Origin of the sequence: Denitratimonas tolerans (genome assembly GCF_037203605.1) — a bacterium.
Classification (GTDB): Bacteria; Pseudomonadota; Gammaproteobacteria; order Xanthomonadales; family Xanthomonadaceae; genus Denitratimonas; species Denitratimonas tolerans.
On sequence record NZ_JBBDHC010000002.1, the window covers coordinates 222,717 to 242,579 of the forward strand.

20 protein-coding genes are annotated in these 19,863 nt (G+C 68.1%); 7 read left to right on the forward strand and 13 right to left on the reverse strand.

Annotated elements, in window-relative coordinates:
- Nucleotides 1-70: 70 nt before the first annotated feature.
- From sufC to WB794_RS02285, 3 genes are all read right to left on the reverse strand, one after another.
- Nucleotides 71-832, reverse strand: a complete 762-nt coding sequence (sufC, locus tag WB794_RS02275) for a Fe-S cluster assembly ATPase SufC (protein WP_337334220.1) — start codon at nt 830-832, stop codon at nt 71-73.
- Between the two features lie 78 nt (nt 833-910).
- A complete protein-coding gene (gene sufB, locus WB794_RS02280; RefSeq protein ID WP_337334221.1) occupies nt 911-2,353 on the reverse strand; it encodes a Fe-S cluster assembly protein SufB in 1,443 nt (480 codons plus the stop codon).
- Nucleotides 2,354-2,368: 15 nt separating this feature from the next.
- Complete coding sequence (locus WB794_RS02285) at nt 2,369-2,821, reverse strand: SUF system Fe-S cluster assembly regulator (RefSeq protein WP_337334222.1); 453 nt, start codon at nt 2,819-2,821, stop codon at nt 2,369-2,371.
- 173 nt (nt 2,822-2,994) lie between these two features.
- On the opposite strand from WB794_RS02285, the gene lptD reads away from it, so the two are divergent.
- The 6 genes from lptD to WB794_RS02315 are packed head-to-tail and all read left to right on the forward strand — an operon-like array spanning nt 2,995 to nt 9,742.
- Entirely contained in the window at nt 2,995-5,250 is a 2,256-nt protein-coding gene (lptD, locus tag WB794_RS02290; protein ID WP_337334223.1) for an LPS assembly protein LptD, read from the forward strand.
- Nucleotides 5,251-5,306: 56 nt separating this feature from the next.
- Nucleotides 5,307-6,608, forward strand: a complete 1,302-nt coding sequence (locus WB794_RS02295; RefSeq protein ID WP_337334224.1) for a peptidylprolyl isomerase — start codon at nt 5,307-5,309, stop codon at nt 6,606-6,608.
- A gap of 25 nt (nt 6,609-6,633) precedes the next feature.
- Nucleotides 6,634-7,638, forward strand: a complete 1,005-nt coding sequence (gene pdxA / locus WB794_RS02300) for a 4-hydroxythreonine-4-phosphate dehydrogenase PdxA (RefSeq protein ID WP_337334225.1) — start codon at nt 6,634-6,636, stop codon at nt 7,636-7,638.
- 2 nt (nt 7,639-7,640) lie between these two features.
- On the forward strand, nt 7,641-8,465 hold the full coding sequence (rsmA, locus tag WB794_RS02305) for a 16S rRNA (adenine(1518)-N(6)/adenine(1519)-N(6))-dimethyltransferase RsmA (RefSeq protein WP_337334226.1): 825 nt from the start codon (nt 7,641-7,643) through the stop codon (nt 8,463-8,465).
- A gap of 39 nt (nt 8,466-8,504) precedes the next feature.
- Nucleotides 8,505-8,888, forward strand: coding sequence for a Co2+/Mg2+ efflux protein ApaG (gene apaG / locus WB794_RS02310; RefSeq protein WP_337334227.1), 384 nt, complete (start codon nt 8,505-8,507; stop codon nt 8,886-8,888).
- Entirely contained in the window at nt 8,888-9,742 is an 855-nt protein-coding gene (locus tag WB794_RS02315; protein WP_337334228.1) for a symmetrical bis(5'-nucleosyl)-tetraphosphatase, read from the forward strand. Before apaG ends, WB794_RS02315 begins: the two co-directional genes overlap by 1 nt.
- A 544-nt stretch (nt 9,743-10,286) precedes the next feature.
- Here the strand turns inward: WB794_RS02315 and WB794_RS02320 are convergent.
- The 7 genes from WB794_RS02320 to WB794_RS02350 all read right to left on the reverse strand — a co-directional run bounded on the left by WB794_RS02320 (nt 10,287) and on the right by WB794_RS02350 (nt 16,517).
- Nucleotides 10,287-11,513, reverse strand: a complete 1,227-nt coding sequence (locus WB794_RS02320; RefSeq protein ID WP_337334229.1) for an alginate export family protein — start codon at nt 11,511-11,513, stop codon at nt 10,287-10,289.
- A 157-nt stretch (nt 11,514-11,670) separates the two neighbouring features.
- Nucleotides 11,671-12,153, reverse strand: coding sequence for a dihydrofolate reductase (locus tag WB794_RS02325; RefSeq protein ID WP_337334230.1), 483 nt, complete (start codon nt 12,151-12,153; stop codon nt 11,671-11,673).
- A 104-nt stretch (nt 12,154-12,257) separates the two neighbouring features.
- Entirely contained in the window at nt 12,258-13,052 is a 795-nt protein-coding gene (locus tag WB794_RS02330) for a thymidylate synthase (RefSeq protein ID WP_337334231.1), read from the reverse strand.
- 1 nt (nt 13,053) lies between these two features.
- Nucleotides 13,054-13,920 (reverse strand): prolipoprotein diacylglyceryl transferase, encoded by an 867-nt coding sequence (gene lgt, locus WB794_RS02335; protein ID WP_337334232.1) that lies wholly within the window; start codon nt 13,918-13,920, stop codon nt 13,054-13,056.
- A gap of 6 nt (nt 13,921-13,926) precedes the next feature.
- Entirely contained in the window at nt 13,927-15,132 is a 1,206-nt protein-coding gene (locus WB794_RS02340) for a class I SAM-dependent rRNA methyltransferase (protein ID WP_337334233.1), read from the reverse strand.
- A gap of 35 nt (nt 15,133-15,167) precedes the next feature.
- The gene (locus WB794_RS02345) at nt 15,168-15,551 is read right to left on the reverse strand and encodes a diacylglycerol kinase (protein WP_337334234.1); all 384 of its coding nucleotides are present in this window, start codon (nt 15,549-15,551) and stop codon (nt 15,168-15,170) included.
- A 57-nt stretch (nt 15,552-15,608) separates the two neighbouring features.
- Nucleotides 15,609-16,517 carry a vitamin K epoxide reductase family protein gene (locus WB794_RS02350; protein WP_337334235.1) on the reverse strand — a complete coding sequence of 303 codons (909 nt, stop codon included), beginning with the start codon at nt 16,515-16,517 and terminating at the stop codon, nt 15,609-15,611.
- A 184-nt stretch (nt 16,518-16,701) separates the two neighbouring features.
- Here WB794_RS02350 and WB794_RS02355 point away from each other — a divergent pair, with 184 nt between their 5' ends.
- Entirely contained in the window at nt 16,702-17,988 is a 1,287-nt protein-coding gene (locus WB794_RS02355; protein ID WP_337334236.1) for a hypothetical protein, read from the forward strand.
- Nucleotides 17,989-17,994: 6 nt separating this feature from the next.
- On the opposite strand, the gene pdxH is transcribed toward WB794_RS02355, so the two are convergent.
- Genes pdxH through xrtH form a run of 3 tightly spaced genes read right to left on the reverse strand, consistent with a single transcriptional unit; the run spans nt 17,995 to nt 19,851 of the window.
- Nucleotides 17,995-18,591 (reverse strand): pyridoxamine 5'-phosphate oxidase, encoded by a 597-nt coding sequence (gene pdxH, locus WB794_RS02360; protein ID WP_337334237.1) that lies wholly within the window; start codon nt 18,589-18,591, stop codon nt 17,995-17,997.
- 2 nt (nt 18,592-18,593) lie between these two features.
- Nucleotides 18,594-19,286, reverse strand: coding sequence for a response regulator transcription factor (locus WB794_RS02365; RefSeq protein ID WP_337334238.1), 693 nt, complete (start codon nt 19,284-19,286; stop codon nt 18,594-18,596).
- Between the two features lie 34 nt (nt 19,287-19,320).
- Entirely contained in the window at nt 19,321-19,851 is a 531-nt protein-coding gene (xrtH, locus tag WB794_RS02370; protein ID WP_337334239.1) for an exosortase H, read from the reverse strand.
- Nucleotides 19,852-19,863 lie beyond the last annotated feature (12 nt).

Genomic DNA, 19,863 nt, shown 5'->3' on the forward strand with positions numbered 1-19,863 from the left:
GGATTCGGAGCTCGCGGGAGACCGGCCTTTGCCAATCCCGACTCCCGAATCCCGAATCCCGTCGCAAGACTCACGCCGCCTCCGGTCCGAGGCGGTCGCGGATCCAGCTGTAGCCGTGCGCCTCCAGCTCCAGCGCGAGCTCGGGGCCGCCGCTTTCCACGATGCGGCCCTCGGCCAGCACGTGGACGACGTCGGGCCGGATGTAGTCGAGCAGTCGCTGGTAGTGGGTGATGACGAGGAAGGCGCGCTCCGGCGAGCGCAGCGCGTTGACGCCGTCGGCCACGGCCTTGAGCGCGTCGATGTCCAGGCCCGAATCGGTTTCATCGAGGATCGCCAGCTTCGGCTCCAGCACCGCAAGCTGAAAGATCTCGTTGCGCTTCTTCTCGCCACCCGAGAACCCTTCGTTGACGGCGCGATGCAGGAGTTCGTCCTTCAGGTGCAACACGGCGAGCTTTTCGCGCACGCGCTTGAGGAACTGCATCGAGTCGAGTTCGGCCTCGCCGCGCGCCTTGCGCTGGGCGTTGAGCGCGGCGCGCAGGAAGTAGGTGTTGTTCACGCCGGGGATTTCCACCGGGTACTGGAAGGCCAGGAACAGGCCGGCCGCGGCGCGCTCCTCGGGCGCAAGATCGAGCAGCGGCGCGCCCTCGAACTCGACGCTGCCGGCGGTCACCTCATACCCGGCGCGTCCGGCCAGCACGTTGCCCAGGGTGGATTTGCCGGCACCGTTCGGGCCCATCAGGGCGTGAACCTCGCCGGGTTTCACCTCCAGCGAAAGGCCCTTGAGGATTTCCTTGCCGGCAACGCTGGCGTGCAGGTCAGTGATCTTGAGCATGTTGGGATTGGGGATTGGGGATTGGGGATTGGGGATTGGGGATTGGGGATTGGGGATTGGGGATTGGGTGGCGCGCACTCACCCGACCGCCCCTTCCAGGGAAAGATCGAGCAGCTTCTTGGCTTCCACCGCGAACTCCATCGGCAGCTCGCGGAAGACCTGCTTGCAGAAGCCGTCGACGATCATCGAGACCGCGTCTTCCTCGCCGATGCCGCGCGAGAGGCAATAGAAAAGCTGGTCGTCGGAAATCTTGGAGGTGGTGGCCTCGTGTTCGACGATGGCCCCGGGGTTCTTCACCTCGATGTAGGGGAAGGTGTGGGCACCGCACTTCTTGCCGATCAGGAGCGAATCGCACTGGGTGTGGTTGCGCGCGCCGCTGGCGGATTTGGCCACCTTCACCAGCCCGCGGTAGGTATTCTGCCCGCGCCCGGCGCTGATGCCCTTGCTGACGATCTTGCTTTTCGTGTTCCTGCCGATATGGATCATCTTGGTGCCGGTGTCGGCCTGTTGGCGGTGGTGGGTGAGCGCGACCGAGTGGAACTCGCCCGTCGAGTCGTCGCCGGTCAGCACGCAGGAGGGGTACTTCCAGGTGATCGCCGAGCCGGTTTCGACCTGGGTCCAGACCACCTTGCTGCGCGGTCCGCGGCACTCGGCACGCTTGGTGACGAAGTTGTAGATGCCGCCCACGCCGTTCTCGTCGCCCGGATACCAGTTCTGCACCGTGGAGTACTTGATGTGGGCGTCATCCAGCGCCACTAGCTCCACCACGGCGGCGTGCAGCTGGTTTTCGTCGCGCATCGGCGCAGTGCAGCCTTCCAGATAGGAGACGTTGCTGCCTTCTTCCGCGATGATCAGGGTGCGCTCGAACTGGCCGGTGTGGCCGGCGTTGATGCGGAAGTACGTGGACAGCTCCATCGGACAGCGCACGCCTCTGGGGATGAACACGAAGCTGCCGTCGGAAAACACCGCCGAATTGAGCGCGGCGAAGTAGTTGTCGCCGGTCGGCACCACGGTACCCAGGTATTTTTTCACCAATTCCGGATGGTTCTGGATGGCGTCGCTCATCGAGGTGAAGATGATGCCGACGTCGGCCAGTTCCTTCTTGAAGGTGGTCGCGACGGAGACCGAATCGAACACCGCATCCACCGCCACGCCGGCGAGCTTGGCGCGCTCGTGCAGCGGCACGCCGAGCTTGTCGTAGGTATCCAGCAGCTCCTTGGGCACGTCGTCCAGGGATTTGTACTTCGGCCCTTTCGGCGCGCTGTAGTAGGACAGCGCCTGCAGGTCGATCGGGGCGATCTCCAGCTTGGCCCAGTCGGGCTGGCGCATGGTGAGGAAATGCCGGTAGGCGGCGAGGCGCCACTCCAGCATCCACTCCGGCTCGTGCTTCTTGGCCGAGAGGGCACGGATGATGTCCTCGTCCAGGCCCGGCGGCAGCGAGTCGGTCTCGATGTCGGTGATGAAACCGGCCTCGTAGCGACGCGCCAGCGCCTGTTCGATTTCCTTGCGTTCGGTGGCCATCGGGCTGCCTTGGGGTCAGGTGACGTGGCGCACGGGAACCCGTCGCGCGTCGGCCGCAGAAGGGGGAAGGGGCGCGATCATGCAGTCCAGCGTCATGGCGCGCAGCGCATCGGTGATGACATCGTTCACGCGGTGCCAGTGCGGAGCGACCGTACAGAACGCCGCGCGGTCGCAGTGCAAGTCGGCGACGCTGCACTCGGTCATGCCCAGCGGACCCTCGATCGCCTCGACGATCTCCAGCAGGCTGATCTCGTGTGGCGCACGCACCATGCGATAGCCGCCGTAGGCACCGCGCAGGCCCTCGATCAGGCCCGCCTGCGCCAACGATTTCAACACCTTGCTGACCGTGGTCAGCTCCAGACGCGCGCACTCGGCCAGCGCCGCACCGCTGTGCACCGTCCCCGGCGCGCGCGCCAGGACGGTCATGAGCAAGGTGGCATAATCGGTGAGTCGGGTGACACGCAGCATGCTCGATCCTGTGGCACGCAGCCGGAACAACCGGGTGCGGAATCGAAAGGGGACGAAAATTGTACCGTTTGAGCTTGCGTGCGACAAGCGGTGGCCCGAATGCAGCCGCGGTTGCATTGCCCGAACCGCCCGGTTTGCGGCAAGCTGGCGGCCGTTTCTGCTGGACCCGCCTCGTGCCGCACGCCCGTCTCGCCCTTTCGCTCAGCATTCTCACCATCGCCGTCTGCACGAGTGTGGCGCAGGCGCGCTCGCGCCTGGAGTACGACCCGGCCCAATGGGTGCTGTGCAAACCCAATGCGCTCTATGAGTTCTATCGCCCGATCACCTCCCCGGAGGCCGATCGCGCACACGCCCAGACCCAGATCTGGGCGCACAGCATCGACCTGCGCAATGGCGACGACTACCGGCTCGAAGGTGACGTCGAGATCCAGCGCGCCGACCAGCGCGTGGCGGCGGCGCTGCTGCACTACGACCCGGCGCAGGAAACCTGGCGGGCCGAAGGGCGGGTCCAGTATCAGGACGCCGGGATGCTGATGGAAGCCGCAAGCGCGCAAGGCGAGCTCGAAGCCGAGCGTGCGACGCTGGTCGGCTTGCGCTACCAGCTGCTGCAGGCGCGCGGCAACGGCGAGGCCGACCAGGCCACCAACCAGGGCGACATCAGCCGACTGGAAGGCGTGTCCTACACCACCTGCGATCCGGACGACCGGCAGTGGACCATCCGCGCCAGGCGCGTGGACATCGACCAGGGCGAGGGCATGGCCACCATCCGGCGCGGCACGCTGCGCATCGGCTCGGTGCCCGTGCTGTACCTGCCCATCGCCACCCTGCCCATCGATGATCGCCGCAAGACCGGATTCCTCTTCCCCTCGGTGAGCTTATCGCGCTCACGCGGCTTCGATCTCCAGGTGCCGTACTACATCAACATCGCGCCCAACTACGACGTCACCCTGACGCCGCGCCTGATGACCAAGCGCGGGGTGATGCTTGGCACCGAGTTCCGCTACCTCACCGACACCCAGCGCGGTCGTTTCTACGGTGCCTGGCTGCCCAGCGACGACCGCACCGGCAAAGACCGCGGCACCCTGACCTGGGAGCATCGCGGACGGCTGGGAACCAACTGGCAGCTCATCTCCAACGTCAGCCACATTTCCGACGACCGCTATTTCGAGGACTTCGGCGACTCGCTCACGATGGCGGCCACCAGCCTGCTGGAAAGCACCGCCGGCATCTATGGTCGCGGTGCGGGGTGGTCGGCCAGTCTCAGCGTCGAAGACTGGACCATCGCCGACCCGTATGTTCCCAAGAGTGCCGAACCCTTCCGACGCCTGCCGCGCGCGCTGCTGGCCTGGGAGCATCCCTTTGCGGCGGGTCTGGTGACCGGCGTGCGCGCCGAAGGCGTGGCCTTCGATCGCGACGGCGACCTCGATGCGACCCGCGTGGATGTCCATCCCTACGTGGGCTGGCGCTACGAGCGCGCCGCGGGCTTCATCCGCCCGGAACTGGGCATGCGGCACACGCAATACCGCCTGGGCGACAGCTACCTCCCGGGCTTCTCCGACCGCTCGCCCTCGCGCACCACGCCGATCTTCAGCCTGGACACCGGCCTGGTCTTCGAACGCCGCGCCGACCTGTTCGGAACCCGCACGCTGCAGACGCTGGAGCCGCGCCTGTACTACCTCAACGTTCCCTACCGCGAGCAGGATGCACTCCCGATCTTCGATACGCAGGAACTGGGCTTCAGCTGGGGCCAGCTGTTCCGGCCCAACCGCTTCTCGGGGGCCGACCGCCAGTCCGACGCGAACCAGGCCACGCTTGCGGTAAGCACGCGCTTCTTCGAGGAGGACAGCGGCCGCGAGCGGCTGTCGGCCAGCCTCGGGCAGATCCGCTATTTCGAGGCGCAGCGCGTGCAGATGCCCGGCGTACCCGGCATCGATCGGGCCGGCTCGGCCTTCGTGGCCGACGTCGAACTCCAGCTCGACGACCGCTGGAGCGTGGCGGTCAGCCAGCACTGGGACCCCAGCCGCGAGCTTTCCGACCTTTCCACGCTGCGCACGCAGTACCGCTTCGGCGGCCAGGGCGTCGTCAACTTCGCCTACCGCTTCCGGCGCGATGCCGGGATGGCGACGCAGGATCGCGTGACGCTGGAGCAATTCGACGCATCGACCCTGGTCCCGCTCAACGAGCGCTGGCGCTTCGTCGCCCGCTGGAACTACTCGCTGCTGGAGAGCACCACGCTGGAAGCTTTCGCCGGCGTGGAGTGGGAAAACTGCTGCCTGGCCACGCGCGTGCTGGTGCGGCGCTACATCCGCAACTTCGAGGGCGAGGTCAATACCAGCCTCTACGTCGAACTTGAACTGAAGGGTCTGTCCACGCTGGGGCGCAAGTCCGAGGAGCTTCTGGAGCGTGCTATTCTCGGCTATTCGCATTGAACGGTGCGGCGCGGAACCGCGCCGCGCCCCCGGCCCCCGCCATCGAATCCCCGAACATGACCATATCCTCCGCCCGCCTTCTGGCTTTCACCCTGCTCCTCGGCCTGGCGCCGGGCGCTTTTTCCCAGGCCCTGCACACGACCCCGATCGACGGCATCGTGGCGGTCGTGGAAGAGGACGTGATCCTGCGCTCGGAGCTGGATCAGGCCGTACGCAACATCAAGGAACGCTTCAGCAGCCGCACCGACCAGCTTCCGCCGGATGCGGTGCTGGAAAAGCAGGTGCTGGAGCGGCTGGTGATGATGCGCCTGCAGCTGCAGCGTGCCGAAGGCATGGGGCTGCGGATCGCCGACATCGAGCTGGACCAGACCATCGCCCGCATCGCCCAGCAGCAGAACCTGACGATGGAGCAGCTGCGCCAGCAGGTGTCGGGTTCGAGCGGCGGCTTCGAGGACTTCCGCCAGCAGATTCGCGATGAAATGATCGTGGCGCGGCTGCAGCAGAACTTCGTGCAGAGCCGGGTCAGCGTCAGCGAGACGGAAATCGACAACGCCCTGGCCTCGCGCGGTGCCGATCAGCCCCAGGTGCATCTGGGCTACATCCTCGTGGCGCTGCCCGATGGCGCCACGCCCGAGCAGATCGAAACCGCCAAGACCAAGATCGACGGCGTGCGCGACCTGATCACGCGCGGCGAGATGGATTTCGCCGCCGCCGCCATGCGCTATTCGGACCACCAGACCGCGCTGGAAGGCGGCGACATGGGCTGGCGCAGCATGGACGAGATCCCGCCGCTTTTTGCCGACGCGCTGCCTTCGCTGGCGCAGGGCGGCGTATCCGAGCCGCTGCGCGGACCCAGCGGCTTCAGCCTCATCCGCGTCATCGAAACCCGCGACCGCGAAACCGAGATCGTGACCGAGTACCACGCGCGCGGACTGATGGTGCGCGCGAACGACGTGGTCAGCCGCGAGCAGGCGCGCGCCAAGATCGACGCGCTGCGCGCCCGCATCGCGGGCGGCGAAGATTTCGCCAAGGTGGCGCGCGAGGGCTCGGACGACCCGATCACGCGCGCCCAGGGCGGCGACATGGGCTGGTTTCCCGTTTCCGCGTGGGGCAAGGCGGTGGCCGACGTGCTCGAGAATCTTCAGGACGACGAACTGTCCCAGCCGTTCGCCAGCGACGTGGGCTGGCACCTGATCCAGCGCCTTGGCACCCGGCAGCAGGACGTGACCCAGGAAGCACAGCGCAACCGCATGCGCGAGACCATCGTGCGGCGCAAGGCCGACGAGGAGTTCGACCGCTTCCTGCGCCAGATGCGGGATGAGTCCTACGTGGACGAGCGCCTCGGCGGCAACGGCTGAGCGCGCCGCGGCGCGGCCTCGTCGAATGGATGGTGCCACGCCCGCGCTGCTGGGCCTGATTCCCGGCGAACCGGCAGGCATCGGGCCGGAACTGTGCGCGCACCTGGCGCAGACCACGCTGGGCAACGCGCTTGTGGCCATTGCCGACGGCGACCTGCTGCGCGAAGCCGCCGCAAGCATCGGAAAACCCCTGGAGCTGCTGCCGCCCGATGCGTCCGTCGCCGGCCCGGGCCAGCTGCGTCTTCTGCACCGCCCGCGCCGGGTTCCCGGCCGATTCGGGCAGCTCGACGCCCGCAACAGCGCCTACGTCCACGACAGCCTGCTGGAAGGCGCGCGCCTGGCCGCCGCCGGCACCCTGTCCGGGCTGGTCACCGGGCCGGTGCACAAGGGCATCCTCAATGAGGCCGGCATCGCCTACACCGGCACCACCGAACTCCTGGCCGCCGAGGCTGGCTGCGAAGTGGTGATGATGCTGGCCAGCGCGCAGCTGCGCGTCGCGCTCGCCACCACCCACCTGCCGCTGCGCGCGGTGCCTGACGCCCTCACCCGCGAGGGCCTGCGTGGCACGCTGGAAATCCTGCACGCGGCGCTCATGGCCGACTTCGGCATCCTCGCCCCGCGCATCGCCGTGCTGGGCCTCAATCCGCACGCCGGCGAAGGCGGCCATCTGGGCCGCGAGGAAATCGAGGTCATCACCCCGGTGCTCGACGCGCTGCGCGCGCGCGGCATGCAGCTGACCGGCCCGCTGCCGGCCGATACCGCCTTCCTCCCGCAGAAACTGCAGGAAGTCGACGCGGTGCTGGCGATGTACCACGACCAGGGCCTGCCGGTGCTCAAGCACGCCGGCTTCGAAAACGCGGTGAACATCACCCTGGGCCTGCCCTACGTGCGCGTGGCGGTGGACCACGGCACGGCGCTGGAACTGGCGGGCCGCGGCGAAGCGGATCCCTCCAGCATGATCCTCGCCGCCAAATGCGCCATCGGGTTCGCCGCCCGGCGCGCGCGACTCGCGCCCCGGCTGCTGGCCTGAACATGCACGCGGACCGCTACCAGACCAAGAAGCAGCTCGGGCAGCACTTCCTGCACGAGGCCGGCGTCGTGGACAGGATCGTGCGCGCCATCGATCCCGCACCCGGCGATCGCCTGGTCGAAATCGGCCCCGGCCAGGGCGCGCTGACGCTGCCCCTGCTGCGCCGCATCCTCGAAGTCTCGGGCGATGCGCCGCCCGATCCGGCGCTCACCGTGATCGAATTCGACCGCGATCTCATCGCCGGGCTGGAGCGCATCAGCGCGGGCGTGGCACCGCTGCGGATCATCCATGCGGACGTGCTGGAGGTCGATCTCTCCACGCTCGGGAAAAACGGCCCGATCCGCCTGGTCGGCAACCTGCCCTACAACATCTCCTCGCCGATCCTGTTCCACGCGCTCGACCACGCCGCATCCATCGTCGACATGCACTTCATGCTGCAGAAGGAAGTCGTGGACCGGATGGCGGCCGAGCCCGGCAGCAAGGTTTACGGACGCCTGTCGGTGATGCTTCAGGCGCATGCGCGGGTGCAGGCACTGTTCCGCGTACCGCCGGGCGCGTTCCGGCCACCGCCGAAGGTCGATTCGGCGATCGTGCGGCTGCTGCCGCGCGCGCCCTCGGAAATCGGAATCGCGGACCCGGCGGTTTTTTCCCGCATCGTCAAAGCCTCCTTCGGGCAGCGTCGCAAGACCCTGCGCAACGCCCTGCACGAAGTCTGCCCACCGGCGTGGATGGAAGCGGTCGGCATCGATCCGGGCGACCGCGCCGAACGCATCGACGTGGCGCGCTTCATCGCCCTGGCCAATCACGCCGCCGCAGCCGGCGGCTGACCTCTTCCCCGCGGCGGGTATGCCGCTAGACTGTCCGGCATGGATATCCCAGACCGCCCCGCCATCGACATCCAGGTGCGCACGCGCTACCTCGACGAGCAGTCCGCGCCCGAGCAGAACCGCTACGTCTTCGCCTACACCATCCACCTGCGCAACCGCGGAAACACGCCGGCGCAACTCCTTTCGCGCCACTGGATCATCACCGACGCCAACGGGCGGGTCGAGGAAGTGCGCGGCGAGGGCGTGGTGGGCGAACAGCCCCGCCTGCGCCCGGGCGAGGGCTTCGAATACACCTCCGGCGCGGTACTCGAAACCACGATGGGGACCATGACCGGCGCCTACCAGTGGATCACCGACGACGGCACGCGCTTCGAGGCGCCGATCCCGCGCTTCACCCTCTCGATCCCGCGCACGCTGCACTGATGGCGATCTGGGCAATCGGCGACCTGCAGGGTTGCCACGACGCCACCTGTCGCCTGCTGGACGCCATCGGCTTCGACCCGGCGCGCGACCGCCTGTGGTTCTGCGGCGACCTGGTCAACCGCGGCGGGCAGTCGCTGGAAACCCTGCGCCTGGTGAAGTCGCTCGATGCCAACAGCCAGGTGGTGCTGGGCAACCACGACCTCTCGCTGCTGGCGATCGCGCAGCGCCGCGAGGAGGAACAGGCGCGGGTGAACCCCGACCTGCGCGCCGTGCTGTTCGCTCCCGACCGCGACGAGCTGCTGGAGTGGCTGCGGATGCGGCCCCTGATCCATGTCGACCACGCCCTGGGCTGGGCCATGGTGCACGCGGCGCTGGCACCGCGCTGGACCCTGGCGCAGGCCGAACGCCACGCCGCCGAAGTGCACCAGCGCCTGCACGGCCCCAACCCGCGCGCCCTGCTGTCGGGCATGTACGGCAATCGGCCCGACACCTTCCATCCGCGACTGCAGGGCATGGACCGGCTGCGCGCGATCATCAACGTGTTCACCCGGATGCGCTACTGCACCCCGCGCGGCACCATCTCGTTCGCCGACAAGGGGGCTCCTGGCACGCAGAAGCCCGGGACCTACCCGTGGTTCATGGTGCCGGGGCAGGTCACGCGCGAGCTGAAGATCGTGTTCGGCCACTGGTCCACGCTGGGCCTCTACATGGGCCTTGGCATCCACGGCATCGACACCGGCTGCGTCTGGGGCGGGAAACTCACCGCGCTGGCGCTGGACGAGGAAACCCCACGCTTCGTGCAGGTGGCGGGATGTGATGCGCCACCGGTGACGCGCGGTACCGCGCGCCGCTGACGCCGCGGCGGCGCGCCCGGCGGCGCACTGCGCGGAACCGGGCGTCGCGCAGTCGCGGTTTTTCTGTCTGGCAGCGGCTCGTTCAGGCCTTCCCTGGTGCCGGGAGGCGGGATGCTTCTATCTATTTATTTATCAACCGAAGCAAGGCGGAACGTGCCGTGGAAGGCGTGCCCATGCCAGGCTGAAATATTTCTCCCGTGGTCACCACGAGGTATTCCCCGCTCGGAGAGATCGCTGTAACCCACATCGGAGGCCAATCCAGAGCCTGCCCCAGCTCCTGCAGCAGTTCCGGTGCCAGCACGTGGCCGGTATCCCGCGTCCAGATCAATGCGCGCCAGGCTGAACCGCCATTCGGCAAGCTGCCGATCATCGAGGGGGAGCGATACGCACCCCCTGCAAGCGTGCCATCGGCAGAGGTGTGGTTGACTGCATGCTGCCAGTCATACGGCGACTCTTCGGAGGGGTGAATCAAGCCCAAGTGACCGCTGATGCCATCCCGCGTGAAATACCCGGGCAGGACATATGCCAGGCCGTTTTCATCGGCTCAGAACGCGTACTGGAGCTGCACCCAGAACTTGTCGGCATCCACGGTGCGGGCGCGGTCGTCGGAGCTGTAGCTGGCGTATTTAACCAGGCCCGACAGACCCTTGATACCGGGAATCGGGCGCGCGTAGCTCAGGTCGAACTCGCTGCCGTAGTCGCCGCCGCCGCGCTCGGGGGTGAAATCGTGGTACCAGCCCTGCAGATTGCCGCCGCCCAGCGGCACGGTGACGCCAACATAGCGGTCATCCACGCCATCGGCGGGCGTGGTGAGGAACATGTCGGCCCAGCCCTGGAAGGCGTGCTTGGTCGCCAGCGGGGTCTGGAAGGCGCGGTTGCCCGCGCCGCTGCCGGCACCCAGCACCTCCTGCCCGGCGCGCAGCTTCACCTGCTCGAAGGCATAGCCCACTTCGATCAGGTGGTAGCGCGAATCCAGCGCCAGCGGATTGCCCTCGGCATCCTTCTGCGTGGCGTATTCCAGAACATAATCCAGCGCGCCGCTCCTGCCCTGGGCGCGCAGCCCGGTGGTGGCGCTGGAAAGCGTCCCGCGCGCGGCCGTGGGCGCAATCGCGAGGTCGTCCAGCCCCAGGCGGTAGTGGTAGGCACCCAGGCTGAAGCTCGGCGTGAACGCCCAGCGCAGGTCGAACAGGTGGCTGTCGCCATCGACGCGGGCCGGGTTGACGGCGGTTGCAAACGCGCCGGTATCCGGTCCCCAAATCGTGTTCACCCGGCCGATGTAGGCGTAGGACAGGGCGAGATCCCTGCCCGGATTGAGCTGCAGCATCGCGCCATCGTAGGTCTGTTCGTTCTGCCGCCAACCCACACCGCCAACGAAGCGCTGGTTGCCCAGGTTGATGCGCTGGCGGCCCACCGTCAGGCTGCCGTAGTCGCCCGAGTGGCGCACCCAGGCCTGGTTGACTGCGGCACCGCTCGGATCGGGGATCAGCGAGCGGCCGGTGTGGCCGTTGCGGGTGTCGTTGTAGTCGCCGCCCAGGTGGCCGACGTGATCCACTTCCACCAGTGCGGAAAAACCGCCGTGGACGCCGGTGGCATAGCCCAGCCGGGTGCGCACCGAGTTCATCACGGCGTGCGCCAGCGCGTTGTCCTGCTCGACGTGCTCGTAGCGGTAGCGCACGTCGAAAATCGGCTTGCCCTCGGCCGCCTGGACGCCGTTCGCGGCGACCAGCGACGCCAGGGACAGGCCGATGCCGAGAATCTTCAGCATTTTCATGGGAAACCTCGCTCACGGATACTGCCGGTGACGATAGGTTCGGGCCTCCCCCGCCCGCTTGATCATCATCAAACCGGAGCCGGACGGTCAGCTGCGGCTCACGTCCCGGCTTGACGCAGGTCAAGCCGACGGCAGATCAGGCCAGGGCCGCCCCGGCTCAGCCGATCCGGCGGTAGTCGACGAAATCCATCGCCCAGGCGTGGCGCGCGTCGGCCGGGCGGTGCTCGCGCCCGATTTCCTGCCACAGAGCCGGGTCGATCACCGGGAAAAAGGTATCCGCATCCGGGATGGCGGCATCGACCCAGGTCAGGCGCAGGGCGTCGGCCTGCGGCAGCGTCAGGGCATACGCCTCGCCGCCGCCGATCACGCACAGCTCGCCGCCGCCCGCACGCGCGAGCGCTTCGTCCAGCGTTGCGACCGCCTCCATGCCCTCGAACGGCACCATGCCGTAGCGCGTGAGCACCAGGTTGCGCCGCCCCGGCAGCGCACGCCCCAGCGATCGGGCCGTCTTGCGCCCCATGAGCAGGGTCTTGCCCAGGGTCAGCGCCTTGAAGCGCCTGAGGTCATCGGGCAGGTGCCAGGGAAGCGCGTTGCCCTTGCCGATCGCGCGATTGCGGTCGAGCGCGGCGATGAGGGTCAAGCGCGGGGATTGGGGATTGGGGATTGGGGATTGGTCCCGCGCGCCTGCGGCCTCCCGAAGCCCCGACGAATCCCGAATCCCGAATCCCGAATCCCGGCCTCCGTTCATACCGCCACCGGCGCGCGGATCGCGGGCCAGGGATCGTAGCCTTCGAAGGCGATGTCGCCGTAGCCGAAGGCGAACAGGTCGCGCACCTCGGGGTTGAGCCGCAGGCGCGGCAGCGGGCGCGGGCTGCGGGCGAGCTGCTCGCGGGCCTGTTCGAGGTGGTTGGAATACAGGTGGGCATCGCCCAGGGTGTGCACGAAGTCGCCGACGCCCAGGCCGCTGGCCTGCGCCACCAGGTGGGTGAGCAGGGCGTAGCTGGCGATGTTGAAGGGCACGCCCAGGAAAATGTCGGCGCTGCGCTGGTAGAGCTGGCAGGACAGCTTTCCCTGCGCCACATGGAACTGGAACAGCGCGTGGCAGGGCTGCAGTGCCATTTTCGGCAGATCCGCCACGTTCCAGGCGCTCACCACCAGCCGCCGCGAATCCGGATTGCGGGAGATTTCATCGACCAGCCAGCGCATCTGGTCGAACGCCTGCCCGTCCGGTCCCTGCCAGTGGCGCCACTGGTGGCCGTACACCGGGCCGAGGTTGCCTTCGGCGTCGGCCCACTCGTCCCAGATCGACACCCCGTTGTCGCGCAGGTAGCCGATATTGGTGTCGCCGCGCAGGAACCACAGCAGCTCGTGCACGATCGAGCGCAGGTGCAGTTTCTTGGTGGTGACGAGCGGGAAGCCTTCGCCGAGGTCGAAGCGCAGCTGCCGCCCGAACACGCTGCGCGTGCCGGTGCCGGTGCGGTCGGCCTTGGGCGCGCCGTGCTCGAGCACATCGGCGAGAAGATCAAGGTACTGGCGCATCTCAGGTGGCTCCGGGGGCAAGCGTCGGCGCGCGGCGCGCGCGCCACAGCAGCCACAGCCCGAGCAGGACCAGCGGCAGGGAAAGCACCTGCCCCATGGTCAGCCAGCCGAAGGCCAGGTAGCCCAGGTGCGCATCGGGCTCGCGCACGAATTCCACCGCGAAGCGGAACACACCGTAGAGCAGCGCGAACATGCCCGACACCGCGTAGCGCGGTCGCGGCCGGCTGGAGAACCACCACAGCACCACGAACAGCACCAGCCCCTCCAGGAACGCCTGATAAAGCTGCGAGGGATGGCGCGCATAGCGATCCAGCGCGCCGGATTCGTGCATGGCGCGCAGTGTGTCGGCGGGCGCGGCGGCCAGGCCGGGCGGCAGCGCGCTGCGGAACACCACGCCCCAGGGCTGGCTCGTCAGGTGCCCCCAAAGCTCACCGCCGATGAAGTTGCCAAGCCGCCCGAAGCCCAGCCCCGGCGGCACCAGTGGCGCGATGAAATCCACGCTGTCGAAAAAATGCAGCTTCTGCTTGCGCGACCACCACCACACCGCCGCCAGCACGCCGAGCAGGCCGCCGTGGAAGCTCATGCCGCCTTCCCAGACGCGGAAGGCATACATCGGATCGGCCGCGATCTGCGCGGTGCCGTAGAACAGGAGATAGCCGATGCGCCCACCCAGCAGCACGCCCAGCATGGCGTAGAAGATCAGGTCCGCATACGCCTGTTCGCTGACCGGCAGCCGTCCGGCGCGCACCCGCCGCAGCCCGAGCCACCAGGCCAGCCCGAAGCCGAGCAGGTACATGAGTCCATACCAGTGCACGGCTACCGGCCCCAGCTGGATGGCCACCGGATCGATGTCGTTGAGGATGCTCATGTCCAATCAGCTCGGCAGTACGCGGCAGATGTAGCCCTTGAGGTACTCGGTTTCGGGAATCGCGGCCTGCACCGGATGGTCCGGCCCCTGCTGCAGCACCTGCAGCACCTGCACCTGCCGATCCAGATGCCGCGCTCCGGCGTTGATCTCGCGCAGCAGCGCGTCGCGGCTCATGTGGTGGCTGCACGAACAGCTCACCAGCAGGCCGTCGCGCTCCAGCACCTGCATCGCCATCTCGTTGATGCGGCGGTAGGCGAGCGTGCCCTCGCGCAAGTCCTTGCGTTTCTTGATGAATGCCGGCGGATCGACGATCACCAGGTCCCAGCGGCGGCGCTCGGCGCGCGCGTCCTTCAGGAACTCGAAGGCATCGGCGCAGACGGCATCCACGCGGTCGGAAAATCCGTTGAGCGCAGCGTGCCGCCGCACCGCATCCACCGCCGGCTGAGAGCCGTCCACGCAGGTCACTTCCCCGGCACCGAAGGCCGCCGCGCGCAGGCCCCAGGCACCGACATAGCTGAAGAGATCCAGCACCTTCGCGCCACCACCCACCCAGGGCGCAAGCTGGTCACGATTGGCGCGCTGGTCGTAGAACCAGCCGGTCTTCTGCCCGCCCAGCGCGTCCAGCTCGAAGACGAGCCCGCCTTCCTCCACCCGCAGCGGGCCATCGACCGTGCCGAATGCGACGCCCACTTCGCTCGGCAGGGCCTCCAGCGCACGCGCGCCGGCATCGTTCTTCCAGATCATCGCGGACGGATCGAGCACCTTGCGCACCGCATCCTCGACCTGCGGCTTGAGCCGCTCCATGCCCGCCGTGGTGGTCTGCCCGACGATGACATCGCCGAAGCGATCCAGCACCAGGCCCGGCAGGCCATCGGACTCACCGAACGCCAGCCGGTAGAACGGCGCGCCCGGGTAGCGCCGCTCGCGCAGCGACAGCGCCACGTTGAGGCGATGCACGAGGAGCGATGCATCCAGCGCGTGCCCGCCGCGATCGACCAGGCGCGCGGCGATCAGGGTGGAGGGATTGACGTAGCCGGTGCCCAGCGGCCTGTCGCCGGCATCGAGGATCCGCACCGCATCGCCTGCGGCAAATCCGGTCAGCGGGGTTTTCGCCACGTCGATCTCGTTGCTGAACACCCACAGGTGGCCGGCGCGCAGGCGGCGGTCTTCGCCGCGCTTGAGCAGCAGTGCAGGCAGGGTCGAATCGGACATCGGAATTTCCTGGAAAAGTGGTGCGGGATGCCTCGTCAGGCCCAAAGCCGCGGCAGGAGCAGGAGCCCCCAGACCAGCAGCACGTTCATCATCAGCACGAACACCGCCGCCGAACCCATGTCCTTGGCGCGCCCGATCAGTTCGTTGCGCTCGGTACCGAAGCGATCGGCCACCGACTCCAGCGCCGAATTCATCACTTCCATCGCAATCACGGCAAGGAGGCTTGCGACCAGCAGCACGCGCTCCACCGGCGTCTGCCCCAGCCACAGTCCCAGCGGTGCCAGCACCAGGGCCAGCAGGCACTCCAGCCGGAACGAGGACTCGAGCCGCCAGCACGCCGCCAGGCCCTGCAGCGACCACTGCAGCGCACGCCACACCTGGGTCGGGCCGCGTACCAGCCGGCGCTCGCTGTCAGCCATGCCGCAGGGCCCCGAACCCGCGCGCTGGCGGCACCCGCGCGACCTGTTCGATCCCGATCACGGCGCGCCCTTCCTGTCGCCCTGCCCGACCGGCGCATTCCACTTGTTGTGGCGCGACAGGCGCGCGAGCTCTTCCGGGGTGAGCATGCCCTGGTGGCGCTGCCCGCGGATCACCCAGGTCGGATAGCTGTCGATGCCCTGGCTGGCGCACTCGAAGGCAATCGCGCCGGTGCGACCGTTGGGACTGCACTCGACATAGGGCAGCGCGTCGGCGGCGCGACCGAACAGACGGCGCTGCTTCTGGCAGTTGGGGCACCAGAAGGCCCCGTAATATTTCGCGCCGCTGTCCTTCAGATGCACCGCCAGCGCCTCCAGTCGCGGATCGACCGGCGGCGACAGCCAGCCCGCCTGCGCCGCGCCGATCAGCGCGAGCATCGGCAACAGCACGATGGCATGGGTTCCGAGCCAGCGCGGCCAGCCCGCGGCGGGCGTCTGCGGCGGCCGGCGCGCGATGCAGTACGCGAAGATCGCGGTCACCAGCGCGAACGAGGCCAGGCACCAGCCGCAGAACGCTTCCAGCGCAACCCAGCCGACAACGGTGAGATAGAGGCTGACCGCGACGCCCAGCAGGGACAGCGTCGCGGCGCGACGCCAGCGCACCGCGGCGGTGCGTCCGGTCACCGCGACGATCGCGATCAGCACATACAGGCCCAGGCCCCAGAGCGTGATCGGCAGGCCGAACAGGTTCGACCAGCGGCTTTCCTGCACGATGTCGCAGGCCGCACCCTCGCTGCAGAACAGCGCGCCGCCGCCCGACAGGTGCACGAACAGCAGGTAGGCGGTCAGCAGCACGCCCGCGCCCGCCAGACCCAGGAGCCAGCGGTCCGGTGCCAGCCGCGACCTCTGCGCGCCTGGGACTCCCGCGCCCGCGCCCTTGCCCGGCACCTTCTTGCGCACTTTGGCCATGAATCCGACTCCCCTTGCAATGCTGTGACGATGGCGCGGAATCGTAGCAGCACGCGCCCATCCGCGGCCCGCGCCATCCGTGCCGCGCCTGCGGGGAATCGCGCGGGATTCCGACCGATGGGGCAAAAATCCGCCAATCTGGCTTATGCTTGCAGCCCTCAAGGGCGGAATCCGGGAATCGACGATGCGAGCGCCTCGCACCCTGTCCATCGTTGGCGCCTCCGAAGAAAGCGCGGCACACGTCCGACTGCTGCTGCGCATGGCCGGCATGCGCCTGGAGCACGCCTGGGCGCTGCAGGACGGCGAAGAGGCCGATCTGGTCATTTTGGAGCCTTCCGACGACGTCGCCTCGCGCACCCTGCAGGCACGCTATCAGGCCGCAGGCATCGCGTTCGCGATCCTGTGTGACGCCGACGCCGTGGTGATGCACGGGATGGTGCTGCGACGCCCGATCAAGCTCGGCCAGCTCGTTGCCGTCCTCAACGCCGCCGGCAAACTGCGTGACAACATCCCGGTCGTCACCGGAGCCGACTCGGACTTCTACAACGCCGAACTGGGCGATCTGATTCCCGATGGCCGCAGCGCGGCCACCTGGGACCGACCCGAGCACGCCCACGGCGAGGTGGCGGACGATGCCACGCCCGCCTCCACGGTGGACGCCTTCGAGCTTCTGGTGCACGGCGACCCGCTGGAGGAACCCCTGCCTTCGGCACCGCTGATCACCAGCGACACCCGCATCGAACCACATCGGCATTCGGCCACCGCGCGCAGCGCGATGCGGCACAACGAGACAGGGACCCATGATGCCAGTCTGCTGGGCGTTACCCCGATGCAGGTGGAGCCCATCTCGCTGGGTGACCACTCCCATCTCCCGCCGGCGCAGGCGAGCACCGCCGGTCTGGACCAGGGTCGCCCCGTACTGCCCGCGCTTCTGGCCGAGGGCGCGATCCTCAGCCCCACCCGCCTCAGCGGCGAGGGCCTCGCGGACCTGATCCTGGATCCCAAGCTGCGCCGTTACTACAGCCGTGCCGGCCTCCACGAGCTGCAGCCCTACGTCGAGGCCGGCAGCGATCGCGTCCAGAGCGCGCGCAGCGTCGGCTCGGAACTGCAGCAGGCGCGTGAAAACCAGCGTGCCGGGTCCTTCGACGAACTGCGCTGGCTGGTGGCGCTGACCACCTCGCGCGGTCGCCTCGATGCCAGCCTGGACCCGGGCGGCAGCTACAGCGTCAGCCATGCCCTGGACAGCGCGCCGGATCTGCGCGCCCACGGCCGCATCGTCGCGCTGATGGCGACCCCGATGCACCTGCACGTGCTCGCGCGCGTAAGCGGCGCGCAGATGGAGGAAGTGTTCGACGTGGTCAACGCCTACCACGCCATCGGGCGGCTCGACTACGTCCCGAGGCAAAGCCTGCAGGGCTACGCGAAGAAGGATGAGCGCAACCCGTTGTCGCGGCTGTTCTCGCGCAAATAGGCCGGCTCAGGGATACAGCAGCCCGCGCGTCCAGATGCCATCGACGCGGCGATAGGCGTGGCGATCGTGCAGCCTGAACCGCGCGCCGTACCAGAACTCGACGGCCTCCGGCACCACGCGGTAGCCGGACCAGTGCGGCGGCCGCGGCACAGCCTGCCCCGCATGGCGAGCCTCGACCTCGGCGTAGCGCGCCTGGAAGGTTTCCCGGTCGGCCAGCGGCTCGGACTGGAGCGAGGCCCAGGCCCCGATCTGGCTTTCGCGCGGGCGGCTGGCAAAGTAGGCATCGGCTTCGGCGGCCTCCACCGGCTCCACCGCCCCTTCGATGCGCACCTGCACCCCGTCGCGCAGGGTCTTCCAGTGGAACAGCAGCGCGGCGTGCGGATGCGCCGCCAGCGCACGACCCTTGCGGCTGAGGGTGTTGGTGTAGAAAACGAAGCCGCGCGCATCGAAGGCCTTGAGCAGGACGGTGCGCGCCGACAGCCGTCCGTCCGGATCCTTGGTCGCCAAGGTCATTGCGGTCGGCTCGGGATCGCCGGCGGCACGCGCGCCTTCGAGCAGCCGGCCGAAGGTATCGAGCACCTCGTCGGGCAGTACCGCAGCCACCGTCAGGTGCGCTCCAGGCGATAGCCGTGCTGGTACACGGCGTTGAGCCTCCAGCCGTGCTCGCCGGACAGCCGGAGCTTCTTGCGCAGGCGGCTGACGTGGGTATCGACGGTGCGCGTGGCCACGTCGCCGCGGATGTTCCAGATGTTTTCCAGCAGCGTCTCGCGGCTGACCACGCGGCCGCGACGCCGGAACAGGAACAGCACGAGGTCGAACTCGCGATCGGTGAGCGCGATCTCCTCGCCTGCCACTTCCACGCGACGGCGCGCCACGTCGATCCGGTAGGGTTCGGCGTCTTCGTCCGCACCGGCTTCCATCTGCAGGTGGGTGCGGCGCAGCAGCACCTCCACGCGGGCGAGCAGCTCGCCCTGCTTGGCGGGCTTGACCACGTAGTCGTCCGCGCCCTCGCGCAGGCCGGCCACGATGTCGGCCTCGTCATTGCGTGCGGTGAGGAACAGCACCGGCAGGATCGATCCGGCGTCACGCAGCGCGCGCAGCACGGACAGACCGCTCTCCTCGGGCAGGTTCCAGTCGAGGATCAGAAGATCGATCGAGGCCGCGCCCTGGCGGCGGCGGAATTCGGTCGCGCTGGGGTAGCAGCGCACCGTATAGCCCGCCTGTACCAGCCAGGCTTCCAGCAGCCGGCTCTGGTCCTCGTCGTCTTCAAGCAATCCTACGAGTTTGCTGTCGGTCATGGGCGCTCCGCAGGAAATGGCGGCCGGCAAGAGGTCATGCGGCCGCCGGCAGGCCCGCGTCCGGCGGCGGCGTGCGCCCGGGGCGCTTGCGACGCGGCAGGTAGCGCAGCCAGATCAGCCAGACCGCCAGCGCATCGAGCACGATCAGTGCCTGCCACAGGTAGAGGTGGAACCAGTCGAACCAGGTCTGGTTCCACTGGCCGAGATAAAAGAGGCTGATGATGCGGACCAGGTTGAGCGACTGGATCGCGACGAATCCGATCAGGATGCCGACCAGCTTGTGCTTCCAGGGCGAGGGAAACGCCACGATCGCCGCGATCAGGATGATGACCGCCTCGATGCCGTCGCAGCCCGGCGCGATCCCCACCGCAAAACCGTTGACCTGATTCTGGATGATGACGCCATAGGAAATCACGTCCTTGTCCCAGAGCTTGATCAGGAACGCGCTGACCGAAGCCAGCAGGCCGGTGAACGGTTCGGTGACGTAATCGTGGCCGATGGTGGTGATCCGCAGCGAGAACAGCGTGATCAGGAGCACGACAAAGATGGTGAAAAATCGAATCATCCGAATCAGTAC